Here is a 19,965-nt window from a genome sequence, read left to right as displayed (position 1 = left end):
AGCACTGTAAAATCTATTCTAAACAGGGATGTTTTATATGCATTATTTTTACGTAATGTTTTTTACTTTTTTCATTTATTTTCTTCCTTTCGAGGCTATCTCGAAAGAGATTAAAGCGTATCCTGATTTTGTTAAAACCAATGGCTTTTTGAAAGAAATACACCTAGATGTCCTATCAAATGACTCCTGTGGCAATGTTGACAATAATCTCTGCCAAATTCGTATCACTGAACAGCCGTTGTATGAAGATACAGTAGAAGTTAATCAAAACAGCATTATTTATCGTCGCAATAGTAGGCGGTGTGGTAAAAGTGATTTTGCAGACAATTTTTTTTCTTATCAACTTGTCAATGACGATGGAATAAAATCTGTTCCTGTTAAAGTTATTTTAGATTTGGATTGTTCTGATAGATCGCCCATTGCTATAGCAGACACCTATTATCTGGAAAAGGGGAGTGTTGCTAAATCCCTGTACGTCACCGGTAATGATATTGTTCCAGCCACTAGCTATCGCCCCACGCTAGATCGCATTGTGACAGGGCCCGCGTATGGCGATGCCAAAATAGAAAGTAATCGAATTATCTATTCAACCGATGCTACGTTTTGCGGAACAGATACAATACGATACACCGTAGTAGATGCACAGCAGAGAATAAGTAAGCCCGCTACGATCACTCTGCACGTATCATGCGACACTGTTGTACCTGTTACTACCGATGATTCCTATACAGTTCGGCAGCATAAAGTGCCAGATCCGTTTCCCATCTTAGACAATGATATCCTTCCTGTGGGAGTGTCTACGATTGAGATCACCAGCCAGCCAGTTAGAGGACGTATTGTACAGGTTGATGAGAATCAACAGATTGTTTATAGACCAACTGTAGGTAATTGTGCTCCCGATAAATTTATCTATCGTTTAAAAAGTGCATTAGGGGTGGTGTCTAGGCACACAATAGTAACTATTAATTTTGATTGCAGTTCTACAACTCCTATTGCTAATGATGACTATGTTAGTGTTGTTGAAGATAGACGTCGTGACATTAATATTCTGGATAACGACCATGCTTTTGGTCATGGCCCGATCGTCATTGATCATGTTGTAACAGTCGCTGAGCACGGCGATTTAGTGGTCGGAAATAATCAGCAGACCTTAACGTGGATTCCTACAACACCAGATTATTGTGGTAAAGATAGCTTTTCCTATCAGGCTAGAAATGATGTCGGTGAAAAAACAGAGCTAGCGACAGTGAGTGTTGTGGTCGCCTGTGTGTTTGATTTCCCAATTGCACAATCAGATGTTATCGAAGTGTATGGTTACGATAACGCGATTATTAATGTGTTAGAAAATGACGAAATAAATGATTTGCAAGCAACAGAAGTGATTATCGAGACGCCGCCACGATATGGGCGTGCTTATCGTAACTCAGATAAGACCTCTATTCGTTATACACCAAGTGAAGGTATTATTTGTTATGAAGATAGGTTTTCATACAGAATAGTAGGTAAAGGGTTCAGAGGGGAGCGAGTTGAGAGTCGCGTTGCTGACGTGAAAATAAAACCTGTTTGCGATGATAAAACCCCCAGAGTTAGAGATAGAGTGTTTTCTCTACTTGAAGATCGTTCTCAACAGCTAAATTTAATTTCTAATGCTATTGACCCAATTCAGGGAGGATTGAAAATTTATGACTTTCCCAACCTCCCTAAGCATTTTTCTCTTCATATTGATGTATCAAATCAACGAGTTTATGCTCATCCGATAGGTAAAGACTATTGTGGGAGAGATACATTTTCTTACCGGGTAGTCGATGCAGATGGTGTAATTAGTCGTGAAGGACAGGTAGTTTTAGATGTACAGTGCGTAGAAGATAAAATCACTGTTAATCATGATAGTTATGTAGTCTCCTCTGATGTTCATACCAAATTAGATGTGCTTAAAAATGATATCAATCCTGATAATGCACAAGTACAAATATTTGCAAAAGACTATTTATCAAGTCAGTTTGGTGGCATTACAAAGGATCAAAAAATAGTGTATGTGCCAGCTAAAGGAGCATGCGACTATACTACATCGATGCTATATGAAGCTAGAATGCCTGATGGAACATGGTCTAGTAGCGCCCGCGTCACCGTAAAGCAAGTATGTAAAAATGATCCGCCAACAGCAAGAGATGATTCATTGAGGTTGCGTGCAGGTAGAAAGGAATATCTGCATATATTTAACAATGATTATGATCCAGATAAAAATGACTCGTTGAAAGTTAAGCACTTTAATACGCTTCCCCGTTTTGGTGAATTAAGTATTGATGAAGACACTGGTTATGTAATTTATCAATCATATGCTGGTATATGCGGAGTCAGTGATAGTTTTACTTATACCTTGGAAGATCTAGGTGGTTTAGTGTCAAACGAAGCGAGTGTGTTGATTACAGAGATTCAATGCACACATTCAAACCCGATCGTAGTTGATGACACGGCAACAGTACTGTCGGGTAATAGTGTGGCTTTAGATCCTCTTGCCAATGATTATGATCCAGATGGTGACAGGCTTTTCATAGACTGGGCTCGCGTAAAGGAAGGGGAAATACAATTAACAACGGACTATCCTCAGTCATTGGTTTTTACGCCACACCAAGATTATTGTGGTGAAATTGATATTCAATACGGCGTGGTGGATGCCAATAGAGCAGCGCGACAGTACGGGGCTATTGAAGGTAAAATTGTTGTTGATGTGTTATGCGGAGATTTAAATAGTGATGTAAATCAGTTATCGACTCCAAATTATGAGGTTGTTGATATGGAGCATGTTGTTGTGCGATGGGGGGAAGTAAACAACGTCGACTATTATAAACTTCAACAACAAGTTCACGATGGTGAGATCACTACTCAAACGTATACAGATTTTGAAGTCGGTTTTGAAAATGCCTTGAATTACATTAGTCGCTTTAGAGTTGCAGGTTGTAACATATCTGGGTGCGGGAACTATTCGCTATGGACAAGCTGGGTAGGGGAAAAGCCATCCGTACCAGCAAGTCCTTATGTATACCAAGATGATTCTGGGCAGCATATATCATGGGGAGGTTTAACCAACGCGCAGGAGTATGTACTTGAGTTAAATTATGATGACGAAGGATGGATTCAGGCTTCTAGGACTCCATTTACAGAGTTTCATCATAATAGTGAGCTTACCGGTACGCGAATCTACCGTGTTTCTGCGTGCAATATGGTCGGGTGTTCTGAATTTTCACACTCTTCAAATCTAATCGGAGGACCAGTACCTCAGATTCCATTGGCTCCTTTTGCTGAACAGGTTGGAGGGTGTCAATATATACGTTGGACTCCCGTTTCAGGCGCAAGCAGTCATAAACTCGAAATGAAATTTAACACTGAAGGTTGGATGTACGTAAATAGTGCTGAGGAAAGCTTTGAACATTGCAGCGATTTGATTGGGGAAAGAGTTTACCGTGTTGCGGCATGCAACCAAGGGGGATGTTCAGCATTTTCACCGGAATCAAATGTAATCGGAGGGGCGATACCGAATAGAATCTTTATATCCCCTATAGCAGTTCAGCGAAATTCAGGGCAGAAAATTAGTTGGAATAGTGCAAAGGGGGCGACCCGCTATATTATTGAGGTGAATTTCAACGATGAAGGATGGTTGACTGTGTCTGCTACTAGTGCTCTGTTTTTCGAGCATAATTCGTATTTGGCAGGTCAAAGACGTTATAGAGTTAGCGCCTGCAATAAGTTTGGATGTAATGATCCCTCTCCGCCATCAAATATGATCACTTTGGAAGTACCGATTTTGGAATGGAGCAAAAGTAAAGTAACTATTGCTGAGCCTTTAACAATTGTGGGAGTTCCTAACTACATTGAAAAATGCATATCAGCAGAACAATCCAAAATCGAATTTCTAAATAAGCCAATAGTATATTTTTATAGTGTCACGTCAGGTGAAGTAAATCGATGGAATTGTTATAACATTGATGGCAGTTTGCACTTCGTATTTGATGCGCCTTTATCAATTAGTAAGCTACCTAAACCCAATTTATCAAAGAGTTATAATAGGTAGTTGATATAGCTTTGAAAGGGTCAAGTTGAATATCTTGACCCTTCTATATCGTTACCTTGCGTTGAACGCTTCTATTTGAGAAACAATTCCATCGGCGTCTAGTTGCAATTCGGTATACATTTCTTGTTGTGTACCCTGCATAATAAACTCGTCAGGTAAGCCAAGTTGTAACAACGGCTTCAATTGTTTAGATTGCATCAAGTACTCGCCTACAGCAGAACCTGCTCCGCCCGCTATTGCGCCATCTTCAAGAGAGACGAAAAGCGTATGGTCACTGCATAGCGCATCGATAACGGCTGTATCAAGTGGTTTCACAAAACGCATATCAATAACGGTCGCGTTAAGGCGCTCGGCTGCTTCTTCAGCGTAAGGTAAGAGCGTACCGAAGTTAAGAATAGCAATGTGCTCACCACGGCGCACTTCACGGCTTTGACCAATTTCTAGCGCTGTCATGGAGCTCTGGATATCAACCCCCTTGCCACTGCCTCTAGGGTATCGAACGGCCGCGGGCTGATTAAGCTTGTGTCCTGTATACAGCATTTGACGACATTCATTTTCATCTGCTGGTGCCATGATAACCATATTTGGAATGCAGCGCATGAACGGAATATCAAACGCACCTTGGTGAGTTGGGCCATCTGCGCCCACAATGCCTGCACGGTCAATAGCAAACAACACGGGTAAGTTTTGAAGTGCGACATCATGAATAAGCTGATCGTACGCTCGTTGCAGAAAACTCGAATAAATCGCGACAACCGCGTTTAGCCCTTCTTTGGCTAACCCTGCTGCGTAGGTCACCGCATGCTGCTCAGCAATCGCGACATCAAAATATTGTTCTGGAAATTCTTGTGAAAAACGCACCATGCCCGAACCCTCTCTCATGGCTGGTGTAACAGCCATTAAATCAGGATCTTCGGCCGCCATGTCGCATAACCAGTCACCAAATATTTTTGAGAACGTTGGCTGTGTTGATGTGGATTTCGGAAGTGTTTCTTCAGCAGGGTTGAACTTAGGTACTGCATGAAACTTAATGGGATCTTGCTCGGCTTTTTCGTAGCCTTTCCCTTTTTTTGTTACCACGTGCAAGATTTGTGGTCCCTTGATGTTTCGCATGTTGCGAAGGGTATCTACCATGCCGTGCACATCGTGGCCGTCGATAGGACCAATGTAGTTGAACCCCAATTCTTCAAATATGGTTCCTGGTACTACCATGCCCTTAATATGTTCTTCTGCTCGGCTGGCGAACTCTTTTATCGGGGGCACATTGCTGAGTAGTTTTTTACCACCATCGCGAATAGAATTGAAAAAACTGCCAGTTAGAAGTCGGGCTAAATGGCTATTTAAGGCACCTACATTTTCTGAAATAGACATCTCGTTGTCGTTCAGTACAACTAGTAGGTCTTTATCCATGTCACCGCCATGGTTTAAGGCTTCAAATGCCATTCCCGCGGTCATTGCACCATCACCAATAACGGCAACCACTTTGCGGCCTTTGCCTTCTTTTTCAGCCGCTACGGCCATACCTAATCCAGCACTAATGGAGGTAGAAGAATGCCCTACAGCAAAGGTGTCGTATTCACTTTCTGGAGGCCAAGGGAATGGGTGTAATCCGCCCTTTTTGCGGATAGTCGTCATTCGTTCACGGCGGCCAGTAAGTATTTTGTGCGGATATGCTTGATGACCAACATCCCAAATCAGTCTGTCGAACGGGGTGTTATAAACATAATGAAGCGCAACAGTCAGCTCAACCGTGCCCAAACCTGAAGCGAAGTGACCACTACTTTGGCTGACGCTAGCAAGAAGATATTGACGCAATTCGTCTGCGCACTGCTTAAGTTTGTCCTGAGGAAGCTCCCTCAGCCCTTCTGGCGTATTTGCAAGTGCCAGAACCGGATAATTAGCCAGATCAAGAGTCATGTTATGCCTAAGTGAGTTATTCTTATTTACGTTTAATGATCGCGATTAACAAGATAATCAGTAAACGCAGTCAATAGTTCTGTATTGTAAGGTAAAGCGTCTAGCGCGTGTAGTGCTTGTTGATGTAATTGCGCCAGATAGTTTTTGGCACCCTCTAATCCTAATAATGATGGATAGGTACTTTTGTTTTGTGCAACGTCTGAGCCTTGAGGTTTACCCAAGGTCGCAGAGTCGCTGGTGATATCCAAAATATCATCCTGAACCTGAAATGCGAGCCCGATTGCACTAGCGAATGATTCTAGTGCCGTTCTAATGGTGTCATTTCTGTCATCAGTCAACGCCAAAGGCATCATGACTGCTGCTTTGATTAATGCACCTGTTTTTTTGTTATGCAGACGTTCAAGCTGCTCTTGATTAATTAAGCGATTGGTAGATGCGATATCTAGTGCTTGTCCGCCACACATGCCCGCGTAACCGCTTGCATGGGATAAATGCCGAATCAATGCGATTCGGCGTAATTCCAAATCCTGAGAAAGTGGATGATTAGCCAACACATCGAACGCCAATGTTTGCAGTGCGTCACCTACGAGAATAGCTGTCGCCTCGTCGAAAGCAATGTGGCAGGTGGGTTTGCCACGTCGAAGATCGTCATCGTCCATGGCTGGCAAATCATCGTGTACGAGCGAATAGCTATGAATACATTCTAAAGCCAATGCTATCGGCGCAATATCGTTGTCTTTCAGGGTTAGCATGCGCCCAGTTGCGAAAGCTAAAAAAGGACGGACACGTTTGCCGCCATTTAACAAGGCATATTGCATTGCATCTTTCAACTGAGGCGCGTGATTGTCTAACTTTGCAATTTCGTTTGTTAGCCGATGCTCAATATCCACCTGAACATGATGTAAAGAATCCTTGAAGCTCATGGCTATTGATCAGTGCCTTGCTCAAAGTCTGCTAAAGTTGCTTGCCCATTTTGATTTAGTAAAATCTGTACACGCTGCTCAGCATCCTGGAGGGTTTTCTGACTCTCTCGGATCAGGGTAATCCCGCGCTCGAACTGCTTTAAAGCCTGATCTAAAGGCAACTCACCTTGCTCCATTTGGGAAACGATAGTTTCTAGTTCTTGCATCGATGCTTCAAATGAAGTGGGTTGCTTATCTGTCATGACGCCTCGCAGTGTAAAAAGATAAAAATCAAAAGCGCGCACCTTACCTGACGGTGTGATGCGGGTCAACATTTTAGCGTGATGAGGTGGATTTCGGAAGGCTATTTACGTGGTATCTTGACGACTTTCTCATTTCTATTGGTTAAGTAAATGGTTACAGCGTCGATACATGGGAGAAGATACAGTTTAATACCTGATTATTAAGTAATAAATTGAGCATTCGTCAATTAGCGATTAGCATTATAGACAGAAAACGTTTTTAATAGTCTAACTCTATTCTACATATTCCGTAAGTTGGGAGGATAACGTGGATTTAGCAACCCTAATAGGTATGCTTGGCGCGATCGGTTTCGTGGTCATGGCGATGGTTATGGGCGGAGACATTGGCATGTTTATCAATGTGCCGTCGGTTCTCATCGTATTTGGTGGCACCTTGTTTGTTATTCTTTCTCAACACACCATGGGGCAGTTTTTCGGTGCAGGTAAAATTGCCGGCAAAGCCTTCATGTTCAAAATTGAAGCGCCAGAAGAATTGATTCAAAAAATCGTTGAAATGGCAGATGCCGCGAGAAAAGGAGGCTTTCTCGCGCTTGAAGAAGCTGAAATTGAAAATGCCTTTATGCAAAAGGGCGTAGATATGTTAGTTGACGGCCACGATGTAGAAGTCGTGCGTGAAACACTCGCGAAAGATATTAGCATGACAACCGCTCGGCATGAGTTTGGCGCCGCTATTTTTAAAGGAATGGGCGATGTGGCACCGGCGATGGGAATGATTGGTACATTAATTGGCTTGGTGGCGATGTTGTCCAACATGGATGATCCAAAATCGATTGGTCCCGCGATGGCCGTAGCGCTGCTAACGACCTTGTATGGTGCATTCCTTGCCAACGTCATTTGTTTGCCTATGGCTGTAAAGCTGAGTAACAGGGCATTGGAAGAACAACTTAATCAAAGTTTAGTATTGGACGGAATTGTCGGTATTGCTGATGGTCAAAACCCAAGGGTAATAGAAGGAATTTTGAAAAACTATCTGGCCGCTAGTAAGCGAAACGACAATACTGAAGAAGAGTAGAGAGCGTCATGGCAGAAGAGAAAGAATGTCCTAAATGTCCACCAGAGGGTTTACCTGCTTGGATGGGGACGTTTGCTGATCTTATGTCATTATTAATGTGCTTCTTCGTTCTGCTGCTTGCGTTCTCAGAAATGGACGTGCTCAAATTCAAACAAATTGCAGGCTCAATGAAGTTTGCGTTTGGTGTACAGAATAAAATTGAAGTAAAAGATATTCCCAAGGGAACCAGCGTCATTGCGATGGAGTTTAGGCCTGGGCGACCTGACCCTACGCCTATCGAAAACCTTCAACAACAAACCATCGATATGACCCAGCAAATGCTTGAATTCCAAGCAGGTGATGAAGACTCCGCAGGTGGACGTCAAAAACAACGGGGTGAACAGCGTGGTGGATCTGCGCAGCAAACCACGACAGACTCTTCCTCTAGCGCTTCACAAAGCGCAGAGCAGCAAGAGGTGAATGAACAAGTTAAGAAAGTGGCTGAACAGCTTCAAAAGCAGATATTAGATGGTTCGGTTGAACTTGAGTCGTTGGGGCAACAAATCACCATTCGAATTCGAGAAAACGGATCGTTTTCTGCTGGTTCTGCATTTTTACAACCACAGTTTAAACCGATTCTACAAAAGATAGGTACGTTACTGGCAGATATGCCCGGAGAAATTGAAATATCTGGTCATAGCGATAGCCAGCAAATCTCGAATGAGTTATATCGATCAAACTGGGACCTTTCTTCTCAACGCGCTGTTGCGGTAGCTGAGGAGCTAAGGACCGCACCGGGATTCGATGAGTCGAGAATGGAGGTAGTGGGGCGTGCCGATACGCAGCCTCTAGCTGCGAATGAAAATGGCGAAGATCGTAGCCGGAATCGTCGAGTAGAGATCTCCATTAATCAAGGTAAGCCTAAGTTGTCGAAACCGATCTCGGTGATAGAGCCAGATTCCAATTAAAATCCGGCTCTATTTGTAGGGTGCTATTAGCTAGTTTTTCTGCGGCTAAAGGCGATACCCGCTAAGCCCAACGATAACAGAGAAAATGTTAACGGTTCTGATATTTCAGCAATATTGACAGATACATTGTCAAATGCGGCACCTAAATATGCATTGGTATCAGAGGAATATAGTCTAACACTGTCGAATTGTGCGCCAGAGAAAGACAGTCTATCTGAGCGATAAAAGCCAGCAGGTGACGGAAATTGAAGACTGGTGCTGCCCACTACATTCCCCTGAAACATGACGTCCAACAACAAGGCGGGGGTGTTTAGATTATTGTAACCCGTAATGACGTCCAAGCCGATTGAGTTAGCAATTAGTCCTGAGAATGTCAGCGTCATAGTTGAGAAGCTGTTAAGAGAAAAACTTGGGCCGGGCGTAGGACCAAAGCCTCCCATTAACAGTACATTTGAATTGGGTACACTGCTTCCGAAGGTATCTATAACTCCCTCTTCGTACGTGTTGTCAAAGGGGGCCATTTCAGAATACGTAATGCCATTGTTTGTAAAAGATGTACCAGCAAAACCTTCAGACATATCTTCAAAATCTGATGTCAGAAGTGCAGCATTAGATGCAGAGACTGTAAACAGCGCGAGTAAAGGAAATGATTTCGCTAATGCCTTTAACATTATGAGATCTCCATAATTAAATGTTAAAAAATGATAAATGTTTAACCATTCCTAGCTAAACGTGGAAAATGATGAGATGAATGGTAAAAAATAGCAACCACAAAGTTACGTCAAGCGATATTTAATGTACTAAATTGGTAATATCAAGGGACGAATGTATAATCCGCCGACATTTTTGTTATCTCAATTATCAGCCAGAAGCGTTTCTATGAAGTTCATTATTAAATTGCACCCTGAAATTACGATTAAAAGCCGCTCCGTAAGAAAGCGTTTTACGAAGTTACTTGAGTCGAATATACGGTTAGTTATCAAGCAAAATGAGCTGTCAGTGGAAGTACGTAATCTGTATGACAAACTGGTGGTGATGGTGAATCCGTCTGCACAACCTCATGTAGCGCAACTTGCTGAAATTTTGCGAAATATTCCAGGAATTGAACAAGCTTTGCTGGTAGAGGAAAGTGAGTATGTTGATATTGACGATATCTATCAGCAAGTCAAGGCGTATTGGCATGACAAACTAGCGGGTAAATCCTTTGCCGTAAGAGTAAAACGAAAAGGCAAGCAAACGTTTAGCTCAACGGAAGTGGCCGCCTATGTTGGCGGCGGTCTTAATCAGTTTTGCGAAACAGGTGGCGTGAATCTATCCAAGCCCGATGTTGTGGTGAGTCTCGAAATCGATAAAGACAAACTTTATATCGTCAAAGATCAATTTAAATGTTTGGGCGGAATGCCATTGCCAACTCAAGAAGATGTGGTTTCTCTTATTTCTGGCGGGTTTGATTCTGGTGTGGCGAGTTACCAAATGATCAAACGCGGTGCAAAAACGCATTTCTGCTTCTTCAATTTGGGAGGGCGCGACCATGAGATCGGCGTTAAGCAGGTTTCCTATTACTTGTGGAAGAAGTTTAGTAGCTCTCATAAAGTGAAGTTTGTAGCGGTTGATTTCGAACCCGTTGTAACAGCCATTCTAGAGCACGTGGATAATGGCATGATGGGCGTTGTGTTGAAGCGTATGATGCTCAGAGCGGCAGAGCAAGTCGCCGATAATTTGCAAATAAATGCCTTGGTAACTGGTGAGGCGTTGGGGCAGGTGTCGAGCCAAACAATGACGAATCTACATGTGATTCAGCAAGCCACGAATAAATTAGTGCTTAGGCCACTCATTTGCATGGATAAATCTGAAATTATTGACATTGCCCGTAAAATTGGAACTGAGGATTTCGCCAAAACTATGCCTGAATATTGCGGTGTAATTTCGAAGAATCCGACGGTACGAGCGGTACTGGAAAAAGTACAAGAAGAGGAAGCCAAATTACCTGAGGATTTAATTGATCGCGTTGTTAAAGCGGCGAATGTTAGAGATATTCGTTCTATTGCGAAAGAAACCGAAGAAGAAATCAGAGAGGTTGAATCCACCGCTTCTTTGCCCCAAGGGGCCGTGGTATTAGATATCCGTGCACCTGAAGAAGAAGACGCAAACCCATTAGAGCTAGACAATATTGATGTCGTTCACATTCCGTTTTTCCGGTTGTCTACTCAGTTTGGCGACTTAGATCAGAGTAAAGATTATTATCTGTATTGTGAGCGTGGCGTAATGAGTAAGCTTCAAACCTTGTTGTTACATGAGCAAGGTTTCGAGAATGTGAAAGTCTACAGACCAAATAAAAAATAGCCTTACGTACGAGTTTATATTGAAAAGGCGCATCATGCGCCTTTTCTGTTTGTAGAACGTTTATATTGATCAAGCGAGAGTAATTGGCTTCTTTCGTCGGGGAAACTATCAATACTTGGGAGTAAAGCAACACCTTCTTTTTCAAAGAGGATTCTTACCGTATTGTTTCTGCGCCGCGATGGAATAGGCTAGGTACTATTTTTTCGCGTACATAATGCCGACAAAATGAATGGCAATTAACCACCAAATACTGTCTTTAAGTAATATATGGATGGCGTGGACTTTAGGGAAAAAGTCATAAAATGCTTCTTTGTTATCACCCACGACAAAACCAAATATATGAATTGGAATTTCATAATTATTGATCATGATAATGCCGGTTAATACAAGTAACGTGATACAAGAATACAGAGCAATATGGGTGGCTTGAATAAAGACCTTATGGGCTGTGCTCGTTGGCTTTATTCTTGGTATCTTTTCTTTTGAAACGAATGGCATCACGATTCGCACGAAGGTAACAACCAGTAATAAAATGCCAACAAGTGCGTGTATTTCAACTGCTTCTTGTCTGTGGGTGATTTGTCCCTTTATGTCCCAGTCAATATTATGCAGTAATGAAGACAAATTAAGTAACATAAACAGTAACATCAGCGCGGCTGACCAGTGCAGTGCACGATCTACAATATACGTGTTTGTTTTCATCTGGAAGTCCTTTTCGAGTAAGTAAATTACGGGCTAACTATCCCTTCTTTCGAAGATAAGGGCAAGATATTTATGCCCTTTGAGCCATGTTTTACTCTGTTGATTTTACTGTAGAATTTTGGTGTAGCTGGACGCATCTATTTCAATAACTTGCACGGTAATTGAAATGTTCGTTAATGGCAGTTCAGCCAGATTTTCTGCAACCGTTTGAGACAATCTGGCTTTTTGGCTTTCGGTACGCCCGGGCATGATCGACAATACAACGTGAATGAACTCGTCATTACCGTCACCCACTTTGTAGTGCTTGCAAATCGATGCGCGGGTTTTAATATCTTTGGTAGAAAATAAAGCACTTTGAATGGCGCTTAAGTGCACACTTTCAACAATAGAGCGTGGTGCAATGAGATCTCTAACACCTTTTGAATATTCAATAATACAGCTTGGCATAATGCGTTGTTCTTTTCTTTTTACTCACTGATTACTCAGAACGGCAGGTTCTGACAGGTTGTGTTTTGTCAAAGAATATCGAAATTTCTGCCACAGTAACACCCCATTTTGACAGATATGAACGGTTCATTAGGCGATTGTTATCCATCATGTACATCCAATCGTCAACGGCAAACTCCCATGTCGTACCTGACACAGGGACGGTGAGCGTGTACTCCCAGTTAAATGCGGTTCCTTCTGCTTTGCCAGTTGCTGTGCCAATCACGTCTCCTGCAGTGCCCGTTACTTCACCACTTGGAGATATATTCAGGCGCCAAATACGCGTTTGAGTTTCGCCATCGGCATAATAAAAGGTTTCATCTAACGTGCCTGACATGCCATTTTCTGTGGGCTCCCACGAGCCGATAATATCGACACAAAAACGACGAGTTAATTTTTTAGAATAGTCTTCTACAATACCCCATGCCGTCACCTGCCCATTAAAGTATTCTGTTAACGAGAATTCAGGCGAAGTGCCCTTGTAGTCTGCTAGCTGCGTTGAGCAGCTGGTTAAACTTATCGAAGCCACCACAATGAGGAAATGGAATTTCATGTTAATTTTCTCCGATAAGTTTGCGCCTGGCTTTTGGGAAGCTGCAATCCGGTGATAGCCAAATAGCGAGGAAGTGCTCACCAAAGTCGGCGTCTGGTATAGAGCCAATCAGTGATTGGTTAAAGTAGAAGTGACTGGTGTTGTCAGCGGTGACGAGCAATGATAGTTGGTCGCCGTCTTTCACATCTGGCCAAATTTGAGCCAGCGTTTCTAACCACGTCGATACCTTAGAGTGAGTAACACCAAGTTTGCGCCACTCCTTTTGAGTTTGTTCGACCAATTCGTCACTGTCGATATTTCTCAAATAATTCAGGCTCAACATAAGCGGACGAAGAGACGTCTCGTAATCTCCCGACGGGCTATAAAGCGTGGCATCGTATACGTCCCAAAACCATACGCTGAGTCGCGCTGATCCTACTTCGCGTAAGCCATCCAATGAATAAGTCGGCGAAGCTGAAGTATTTGCTGTAACTGCTACCGCTAATAATCCGGCTATTATGGTAAAGATGCGAAGGTAAGTGCGAAACATTACCTTACCCACGTTGCTGTGCAGGCGGGTTTGGTCAATACCAACTGAACCGTGCTGATGGTTCTTTCTAAAAAACCACCTTCACAATAACAGAAATAATAGCGCCACAAGCGCATGAACCGCTCGTCGTAGCCATTATTGAGTAGATCGCGCGCAGAGGCGTTAAAGTTGCGATGCCAATCTTGTAACGTTCTGGCGTAATCAATGCCAATGTCATGAGTATCGCGAATCATCATGTTGGTGTAATGCTTCAGGTGATTGTTCAGCATATATAACGAGGGTAAAAAACCACCTGGGAAGATGTGTTTTTGGATAAAGTCTACACTACGGCTATAGCTCTCAAAGCGGCGGTCGTCGATAGTGATAGATTGCAGTAGCATAATGCCGTCTTCTTTAAGTAACGCATTGCAGGTTTTGAAAAAGGTAGGTAGATAGGCTTTTCCTACTGCTTCGATCATTTCAATCGATACGATTTTATCGTACTTGCCTGTGCCATACTCGGTAAGTGTGCGGTAGTCTTGTTTGAGCAGCGTAATTTTGTCGTCTAAGTTCTCTCGCGCTATCCATTCTTTCGCGTAGGCATGCTGCTCTTCTGAAATCGTCGTTGTCGTAACCTTACATCCATAATGCTTTGCTGCGTATATGGCTAAGCCACCCCAGCCTGTGCCGATTTCAAGTAGGTGATCTTTTTCTGATAGTTGTAGTTTGTCACAAATCGACGCGAGCTTGTGGTATTGAGCTTGCTCTAATGATGCATCATTAGAGGGGTAAATGGCTGCCGAATACATCATGGTTTCATCTAAAAAGCGGGTGTAAAGCGCATTACCAAGATCATAGTGAGCGGCAATGTTGCGCTGCGCCTGACGTTGTGAATTTCGATTTTGCCAATGAGCTAATTGACGAAGCGGCAGCGCAATCCATTTTGCTTTACGCTCCCAAGCATCAAGCATAGGTAAATTTCTGGCAAATATACGTATTACGCTAGTTAAATCTGGCGTATCCCAAAGCCCGTCAGTATATGTTTCTCCTGATGCAACACTGCCGCCAAACAGCAGTCGACTGTAGGCCTTGGTATCAATGATGTTTATGTGTGCGTGAAGGGCGTCTGCACGGTTACCAAAGTCGCCAACTAATCTATCATTTTCAGTCAGAGTCATGCTTCCTTTAGGTAGTAAAGAGAAGACTTTGACCAAGACTTTTTTTGCAATTCCATCGAGCACGGATATCGGGGCGCTCTCGGCCAGATGCTGTTCACGTTCTAACATAATTTACACGGTCTCATTTTACGATTTCGGATGGGGATACACTGGCATACCTTTTACCCAAAGTTTTAGTGCCTGCCAGTAAATACCCACCACGGTTTTTATTGTCATACTAGGAATACTCACCAATACGCGAAATAACGTTTTTGAGTTCAGTTCTTGTTTACGCAAATTGAGTGCAGCATCAAACTCTTTACTCTCTGCATGGCATGATAAGTGTAGTTTAAGTGTGTCTTTAGGCTGAGCTACGCGCCATTTGTAACGCATTTCCATGTTATTGAAAGGCGATACGTGAAATGCTTTTATGCTGTCTTCTTGTTTGTTTAAATCTACCAAATAATGATGGCGTTCATTCCATGGTGTATTGCTGACTTCTGCCAGCATGTGGGTAAATTCTCCTGACGGGTTACGTAAGTAGTAAAAATTGACTGGGCTAAAATACAGGCCGAGCGTGCGAGTTTGCCCCAACAAAAAGATGTCGCCTTCAAGAGGCTGACCATGTAATGATGACATCTTGTTGAGCACACTCTGTTGTAATGAGGTGTCAGGTTCCCCCAAATAATCTGAACGTCGAAAGGTAACGGGCGAGAAGCCATTCAGGTTGAACCCTGTTACTTGATTGGCGACTTTTTCTATCTCGTCTAGCTTGAGCCAAAACAAAAAAATACGGTAAGTGAATCGATGCACTTTGGGTTTATGCCGAGCATGCAATACGGTGCCTACATACAATGCACTTTCCAATTGTTTGCTATCATTCATCATAGGTCGGTTCCAAATCGTTTGCATACGTCAAGCGCGCTTTTGACACCGTCTTCATGAAAACCGTTGTACCAATAAGCGCCGCAAAAGTGAATGCCGTCACGCCCGCATATTTCGTCTCGTCGTTGCTGGGCGAGCATTGAGCGCTGGCTAAACTGCGGATGGGCGTAACGGAAAGACTGAATGATTGAATCGGGTGCAACGTCGTGACTGTTGTTTAGCGTCACGCAGTAGGTAGTATCTTCTTTCAAACATTGCAATATATTCATGTTGTAAGTCACGGTTGCTGGTCGCTGGTTGGCGTCGGGCCCCTGAGTTAAATGATAGTTCCAACTTGCCCATGCGCGTTGCCTTTTTGGCAATAAAGAGGTGTCTGTGTGTAACACCACTTCGTTCTCAGCGTAAGGAATAGCACCGAGTATTTGGGTGTGTTGCTCAGTAGGAGAGTCGAGCATTGCCAGTGCTTGATTACTATGGCAGGCCAATATGACCTCATCAACGTCATAGCTGTCTGATGGCGTTTCTAAACGATAGCCTTCAGCGAGTTTAATGACACGTGATACCGGACTATTGAGTTTGATATTGTGTTTAAAGTCACGTGTTATCGGCTCAATGTATTGTTTTGAACCCCCAACTAGCGTATACCATTGTGGTCTGTCTGTGACATTGAGCAGGCCATGGTTGCTGAAAAATTGTAAGAAAAAGGTCAGTGGAAATTGCTTTACATCGTCTAAGCTGGTTGACCAAATCGCTGCGCACATTGGCAAAATATAGTTAACTGCAAAAACATCGCTGAATGTATGCGCTTGCAAAAATTGCCATAGGGTTAAGGTTGCATCTTCGTGGGGCTTGTCTAATTGTTGTTTACACAATTTGTTGAAGCGCAATATCTCGCTTATAAGCCGATAAAAAGAGGGGCGAAAAATGTTGCGACGTTGTGCGAACAGTGTATTCAAGTCATGCCCATTATATTCCAAATTAATAGATGGATTCTGTACACTAAAACTCATTTCTGTGGGCTGTCGTTCTACCCCTAATTGGTCGAGAAGCTTGATAAAGTTGGGATACGTCCAGTCGTTAAAAACAATAAAACCGGTATCAATGGCAAGTGTTTTATCTGGTGTTTCGACATCGATAGTCGCTGTGTGCCCGCCAATGTAGTTATTTGCCTCTAGCATTATGATGTCATATTTTTTGCTGAGTAAATAACCGCAAGTGAGCCCTGAAATACCTGAACCGATAATACCAATCCGTTTTGTCATGAAGAAATCGCTTTTTACATTATTGTTTGTTTAACGTACCACCCAACCACACTTTTACTGCGTTAGGTAGCTTTGAGAGTGCGCGTAATATGAACGCAAATCCGTAAGGAAAATAAATAGATCGTTCTTTTAGCCTTATGCCATGAAAGAGCGCTTTTGCCGCATCATCAACGTGCATTTTCATGGGCATGTCGAAGTCATTCTGGTCAGTCATGGGGGTTTCAATAAATCCCGGACTAACCGATTGCACTATAATGCCACGGGCCTTTAAATCTACCGCTAAGGTTTTGGTTAAATAATGGGTTGCCGCTTTACTGGCACCATAAGCTTGGCTTTTGGTGAAAGGCAATAGTCGTGCAAGGCTATCGACAATGACAATTTGGCTGCCTCTTCGTAATTTAGGAAGCAGGGCTTCAATACAGTGAACCACACCAAAAAAATTCACTGCAAATACGCGTTCGAACATGTCTGAGTCAAATGCCTCTACATCAACGTACTCACACACGCCCGCGTTGAGCACAACAACATCTGGGGCATCGATACTAGAAAGAGACTGATTTACCGCGTCTTTTTGCGTCACGTCGAAACATATACCTTTTACCTGTTTGATCATTCTGAGTTGTTGCAAGGCTGCTTCGTTTCTGCCACAAGCTATTACATTCCAATCATTTGCGCTCGCCACGTTAACTAGGGCACGGCCTATTCCTGATGTTGCGCCCGTAATCAGCATAGTTTTCATAGATAAATTAGACCCTTAGCGTTCATACACTATTTAACGTAAATCCAGTTAAAGAGATCACTCCCCAATATGGCATTTTTTTTAATCCAAAGCGCGAAACCTTTCGTAAAGGGAATTATCAAGGCTATTGGAGACACAATGTGGAAAATGTAGAGCGATTTACGCTGCCGCTATTTCCCTTGTCTGCGCACCTTTTACCCGGCGGCAAGATGCCTTTGCGAATATTTGAGCCGCGGTACACGCGAATGATCAAAGAAGCGTGCGCGAATGACTCAGGATTCGGCATGTGTATGTTAAATGCCGCTGGAAGCAAAGAAGACAATACGCACATCTATCCGATTGGTACCTATGCCAAAGTGACCGACTTTGATTTGCTTGAAGACGGTTTACTGGGGGTTACCGTCGAGGGAAAGAGTTGTATTGCTATTGAATCGATTTCTCAAGAGGATGATGGCCTTAGGCTAGGTGAGTGCTACTGGTTGGGTAATTGGCATGAACAACCTGCAAGTACGCAAATGGGCTCTGTAAATGACAAGCTGAAAGAGCTGTTTAATGCGTATCCTGAGGTCGGAAGGTTATATCCCTCGCCGAAATTCGAGGATCCCGCTTGGGTAATGTTTCGTTGGCTAGAACTATTGCCAATTGATGCAGAGCAAAAGCAACGCTTTTTAATTGAAAAAGATTACAGCAAAGTGCTCAATTATCTGACACACTTAATGGAGTGATCCATTTTCTGTGTCTTGCGTAATCATAACTATTGTTCACGTCAAGGTAACGGATATGCTAATCGGAATTCCAGTGGAAACCAAACAATTGCAAGCCGCGAAACCAAAAGACTGTGCCGAAGAAATGGCTGCGTATCTATCGTTAGTAGCAACCACTCGATGCCGTGCGTCATACGCTAAAGTATTTGGTTACTTCGCACCTCGTCTTCGCTCCTATGCGTTAAAGCAAGTGGGGAACGAGGCACTGGCGATGGAGCTTGTGCAAGATACGATGTCGAATGTATGGCAAAAAGCGCATTTGTTCAACGCAGAGAAGGGTTCACCTTCAACATGGATATTTACCATTGCGAGAAACATTCGCTACGACATGTTGAGAAAGCAGCAAAACAGAAAGGAAGATATTTGCTCAGACGATTTGTGGCCTGTGTTGTGTGAGACCACCGCAGACAGCAATGAGGTGTCACTTGACCAGCAAGTGACCTTGGAAGAGGTCGGGTATCTGTTTGAACAGTTACCCGCCAAGCAGAAAGCTGTGATCGAAGCGATTTATATCGAAGGCAAGTCACAGCAGGAAGTGGCAGACCAGCTAGATATTCCCTTGGGAACAGTAAAATCTAGAACCCGGCTGGCGCTTCAGCGTTTAAAAGAGATGTTACAAGAGTATGATTAATTTGCATCCTACTGCTACCCAGTTGCAGTCTTTCGCGCAAGGTGTGTGCTCACCTGGTGTGGCGTTAATGGTATCTGCTCACGTAGATATGTGCGAAAAGTGTCAACAACAGCTGTGCCTGTTCCTAGACGAAATAGGCAGCCGAGAAATTGACAACGCTTCTATCGACATGTCGATAGAATACGACACGATGTTGTCAGATATCTTACGGTTGCCTGAAGCTGAAGCGCGTAGAGGTATTTTTGTTGAACCCACGCTAGAACTCGACGGCAAGCGGTTTCACGTTCCAAGAGCATTGCAGCGATACGTAGCGAAAACTGGCAATTGGTCACGTTTGCTGGGTAATTTGTGGCAAGCGCCTGTGAACTTAGGGGATGGCACGAAAGCTAACTTCATATTTATGGAAGAAGGCGGGAGTGTGCCTGAGCATACTCACAAAGGCGAAGAGCTAACACTTGTGATTGATGGGCAATTCAGCGACGGAATCGGCCGCTATGATGCCGGAGACTTCATCGCCTTGGATGGAACGCACAAGCACACACCGAAGGCAGATACTTCTGACGGATGTTTGGTGTTTAGTATCGTTGACAAACCGTTGCACTTTACTTCGGGCGTTGCGCGGTTACTCAACCCATTCAGTCACTTGTTCTTCTAGGCTAGAAACAGTAACGTTTTCAAAAACGCATACGCCTTGCAGGTATCTGAAAGGGTATGCGTTTTTTGTATGTAAAGAATAGCGGAGACGTGTTCACACATAACACTATG

General features: G+C 43.3%; 19 protein-coding genes. 7 read left to right on the top strand and 12 right to left on the bottom strand.

From position 1 onward, the window contains the following. Positions 1 to 37: 37 nt before the first annotated feature. Positions 38 to 4,069, top strand: coding sequence for an Ig-like domain-containing protein (locus OE749_RS00725; RefSeq protein ID WP_263710420.1), 4,032 nt, complete (start codon positions 38 to 40; stop codon positions 4,067 to 4,069). A gap of 51 nt (positions 4,070 to 4,120) precedes the next feature. Here the strand turns inward: OE749_RS00725 and dxs are convergent, their stop codons facing one another. The 3 genes from dxs to xseB are packed head-to-tail and all read right to left on the bottom strand — an operon-like array spanning position 4,121 to position 7,151. Then, positions 4,121 to 5,986, bottom strand: a complete 1,866-nt coding sequence (gene dxs, locus OE749_RS00720; RefSeq protein ID WP_263710419.1) for a 1-deoxy-D-xylulose-5-phosphate synthase — start codon at positions 5,984 to 5,986, stop codon at positions 4,121 to 4,123. A gap of 32 nt (positions 5,987 to 6,018) precedes the next feature. Further along, positions 6,019 to 6,909, bottom strand: a complete 891-nt coding sequence (gene ispA, locus OE749_RS00715) for a (2E,6E)-farnesyl diphosphate synthase (RefSeq protein ID WP_263710418.1) — start codon at positions 6,907 to 6,909, stop codon at positions 6,019 to 6,021. 2 nt (positions 6,910 to 6,911) lie between these two features. Beyond that, positions 6,912 to 7,151, bottom strand: a complete 240-nt coding sequence (gene xseB, locus OE749_RS00710; protein WP_263710417.1) for an exodeoxyribonuclease VII small subunit — start codon at positions 7,149 to 7,151, stop codon at positions 6,912 to 6,914. A gap of 307 nt (positions 7,152 to 7,458) precedes the next feature. On the opposite strand from xseB, the gene pomA reads away from it, so the two are divergent. Both pomA and OE749_RS00700 read left to right on the top strand, forming a co-directional pair. Beyond that, positions 7,459 to 8,223, top strand: coding sequence for a flagellar motor protein PomA (gene pomA, locus OE749_RS00705; RefSeq protein WP_263710416.1), 765 nt, complete (start codon positions 7,459 to 7,461; stop codon positions 8,221 to 8,223). An 8-nt stretch (positions 8,224 to 8,231) separates the two neighbouring features. Then, positions 8,232 to 9,170 carry a flagellar motor protein MotB gene (locus OE749_RS00700; RefSeq protein ID WP_263710415.1) on the top strand — a complete coding sequence of 313 codons (939 nt, stop codon included), beginning with the start codon at positions 8,232 to 8,234 and terminating at the stop codon, positions 9,168 to 9,170. A gap of 26 nt (positions 9,171 to 9,196) precedes the next feature. Here OE749_RS00700 and OE749_RS00695 read toward each other — a convergent pair whose 3' ends face one another. Continuing rightward, positions 9,197 to 9,841, bottom strand: coding sequence for a hypothetical protein (locus OE749_RS00695; protein ID WP_263710414.1), 645 nt, complete (start codon positions 9,839 to 9,841; stop codon positions 9,197 to 9,199). Between the two features lie 208 nt (positions 9,842 to 10,049). Here OE749_RS00695 and thiI point away from each other — a divergent pair, with 208 nt between their 5' ends. Next, on the top strand, positions 10,050 to 11,513 hold the full coding sequence (gene thiI, locus OE749_RS00690; protein WP_263710413.1) for a tRNA uracil 4-sulfurtransferase ThiI: 1,464 nt from the start codon (positions 10,050 to 10,052) through the stop codon (positions 11,511 to 11,513). Between the two features lie 195 nt (positions 11,514 to 11,708). Here thiI and OE749_RS00685 read toward each other — a convergent pair whose 3' ends face one another. The 8 genes from OE749_RS00685 to OE749_RS00650 all read right to left on the bottom strand — a co-directional run bounded on the left by OE749_RS00685 (position 11,709) and on the right by OE749_RS00650 (position 17,805). Beyond that, on the bottom strand, positions 11,709 to 12,215 hold the full coding sequence (locus OE749_RS00685; protein ID WP_263710412.1) for a cytochrome b/b6 domain-containing protein: 507 nt from the start codon (positions 12,213 to 12,215) through the stop codon (positions 11,709 to 11,711). Between the two features lie 105 nt (positions 12,216 to 12,320). Further along, positions 12,321 to 12,662, bottom strand: a complete 342-nt coding sequence (locus OE749_RS00680; RefSeq protein WP_263710411.1) for a 5-carboxymethyl-2-hydroxymuconate Delta-isomerase — start codon at positions 12,660 to 12,662, stop codon at positions 12,321 to 12,323. A gap of 31 nt (positions 12,663 to 12,693) precedes the next feature. Further along, entirely contained in the window at positions 12,694 to 13,254 is a 561-nt protein-coding gene (locus OE749_RS00675) for a DUF3833 domain-containing protein (RefSeq protein WP_263710410.1), read from the bottom strand. A 1-nt stretch (position 13,255) separates the two neighbouring features. Beyond that, positions 13,256 to 13,783, bottom strand: a complete 528-nt coding sequence (locus tag OE749_RS00670) for a chalcone isomerase family protein (protein ID WP_263710409.1) — start codon at positions 13,781 to 13,783, stop codon at positions 13,256 to 13,258. Continuing rightward, entirely contained in the window at positions 13,783 to 15,048 is a 1,266-nt protein-coding gene (locus OE749_RS00665; RefSeq protein ID WP_263710408.1) for an SAM-dependent methyltransferase, read from the bottom strand. The genes OE749_RS00670 and OE749_RS00665 overlap by 1 nt, the downstream gene beginning before the upstream one ends. Before the next feature lie 18 nt (positions 15,049 to 15,066). Next, complete coding sequence (locus OE749_RS00660; RefSeq protein ID WP_263710407.1) at positions 15,067 to 15,807, bottom strand: DUF1365 domain-containing protein; 741 nt, start codon at positions 15,805 to 15,807, stop codon at positions 15,067 to 15,069. Continuing rightward, a complete protein-coding gene (locus OE749_RS00655; RefSeq protein ID WP_263710406.1) occupies positions 15,804 to 17,066 on the bottom strand; it encodes an NAD(P)/FAD-dependent oxidoreductase in 1,263 nt (420 codons plus the stop codon). Before OE749_RS00655 ends, OE749_RS00660 begins: the two co-directional genes overlap by 4 nt. Before the next feature lie 19 nt (positions 17,067 to 17,085). Next, positions 17,086 to 17,805, bottom strand: a complete 720-nt coding sequence (locus OE749_RS00650) for an SDR family NAD(P)-dependent oxidoreductase (RefSeq protein ID WP_263710405.1) — start codon at positions 17,803 to 17,805, stop codon at positions 17,086 to 17,088. A 209-nt stretch (positions 17,806 to 18,014) separates the two neighbouring features. Between OE749_RS00650 and OE749_RS00645 the strand changes: the two genes are divergently transcribed. From OE749_RS00645 to OE749_RS00635, 3 genes are read left to right on the top strand one after another with little or no spacing between them, the layout of a single operon-like run. Further along, positions 18,015 to 18,530, top strand: coding sequence for an LON peptidase substrate-binding domain-containing protein (locus OE749_RS00645; RefSeq protein WP_404828113.1), 516 nt, complete (start codon positions 18,015 to 18,017; stop codon positions 18,528 to 18,530). A 55-nt stretch (positions 18,531 to 18,585) separates the two neighbouring features. Next, complete coding sequence (locus OE749_RS00640; protein ID WP_263710403.1) at positions 18,586 to 19,200, top strand: sigma-70 family RNA polymerase sigma factor; 615 nt, start codon at positions 18,586 to 18,588, stop codon at positions 19,198 to 19,200. Then, positions 19,193 to 19,855, top strand: coding sequence for a ChrR family anti-sigma-E factor (locus OE749_RS00635; RefSeq protein WP_263710402.1), 663 nt, complete (start codon positions 19,193 to 19,195; stop codon positions 19,853 to 19,855). The genes OE749_RS00640 and OE749_RS00635 overlap by 8 nt, the downstream gene beginning before the upstream one ends. Positions 19,856 to 19,965: the final 110 nt, after the last annotated feature.

It is taken from the genome of Fluctibacter corallii, from assembly GCF_025751585.1.
In the GTDB taxonomy this organism is placed as follows: domain Bacteria; phylum Pseudomonadota; class Gammaproteobacteria; order Enterobacterales; family Alteromonadaceae; genus Fluctibacter_A; species Fluctibacter_A corallii.
Note: the sequence above shows the minus strand (reverse complement) of the source record. Positions and strands in the feature narration are given on the sequence as shown.

Bases quoted from the DNA above. Each gene is read 5' to 3' on its own strand.
- OE749_RS00725 (WP_263710420.1), top strand. From the start codon at position 38: ATGCATTATTTTTACGTAATGTTTTTTACTTTTTTCATTTATTTTCTT.
- dxs (WP_263710419.1), bottom strand. From the start codon at position 5,986: ATGACTCTTGATCTGGCTAATTATCCGGTTCTGGCACTTGCAAATACG.
- ispA (WP_263710418.1), bottom strand. From the start codon at position 6,909: ATGAGCTTCAAGGATTCTTTACATCATGTTCAGGTGGATATTGAGCAT.
- xseB (WP_263710417.1), bottom strand. From the start codon at position 7,151: ATGACAGATAAGCAACCCACTTCATTTGAAGCATCGATGCAAGAACTA.
- OE749_RS00700 (WP_263710415.1), top strand. From the start codon at position 8,232: ATGGCAGAAGAGAAAGAATGTCCTAAATGTCCACCAGAGGGTTTACCT.
- OE749_RS00695 (WP_263710414.1), bottom strand. From the start codon at position 9,841: ATGTTAAAGGCATTAGCGAAATCATTTCCTTTACTCGCGCTGTTTACA.
- thiI (WP_263710413.1), top strand. From the start codon at position 10,050: ATGAAGTTCATTATTAAATTGCACCCTGAAATTACGATTAAAAGCCGC.
- OE749_RS00685 (WP_263710412.1), bottom strand. From the start codon at position 12,215: ATGAAAACAAACACGTATATTGTAGATCGTGCACTGCACTGGTCAGCC.
- OE749_RS00680 (WP_263710411.1), bottom strand. From the start codon at position 12,662: ATGCCAAGCTGTATTATTGAATATTCAAAAGGTGTTAGAGATCTCATT.
- OE749_RS00675 (WP_263710410.1), bottom strand. From the start codon at position 13,254: ATGAAATTCCATTTCCTCATTGTGGTGGCTTCGATAAGTTTAACCAGC.
- OE749_RS00670 (WP_263710409.1), bottom strand. From the start codon at position 13,783: ATGTTTCGCACTTACCTTCGCATCTTTACCATAATAGCCGGATTATTA.
- OE749_RS00665 (WP_263710408.1), bottom strand. From the start codon at position 15,048: ATGTTAGAACGTGAACAGCATCTGGCCGAGAGCGCCCCGATATCCGTG.
- OE749_RS00660 (WP_263710407.1), bottom strand. From the start codon at position 15,807: ATGATGAATGATAGCAAACAATTGGAAAGTGCATTGTATGTAGGCACC.
- OE749_RS00655 (WP_263710406.1), bottom strand. From the start codon at position 17,066: ATGACAAAACGGATTGGTATTATCGGTTCAGGTATTTCAGGGCTCACT.
- OE749_RS00650 (WP_263710405.1), bottom strand. From the start codon at position 17,805: ATGAAAACTATGCTGATTACGGGCGCAACATCAGGAATAGGCCGTGCC.
- OE749_RS00645 (WP_404828113.1), top strand. From the start codon at position 18,015: ATGCCTTTGCGAATATTTGAGCCGCGGTACACGCGAATGATCAAAGAA.
- OE749_RS00640 (WP_263710403.1), top strand. From the start codon at position 18,586: ATGCTAATCGGAATTCCAGTGGAAACCAAACAATTGCAAGCCGCGAAA.
- OE749_RS00635 (WP_263710402.1), top strand. From the start codon at position 19,193: ATGATTAATTTGCATCCTACTGCTACCCAGTTGCAGTCTTTCGCGCAA.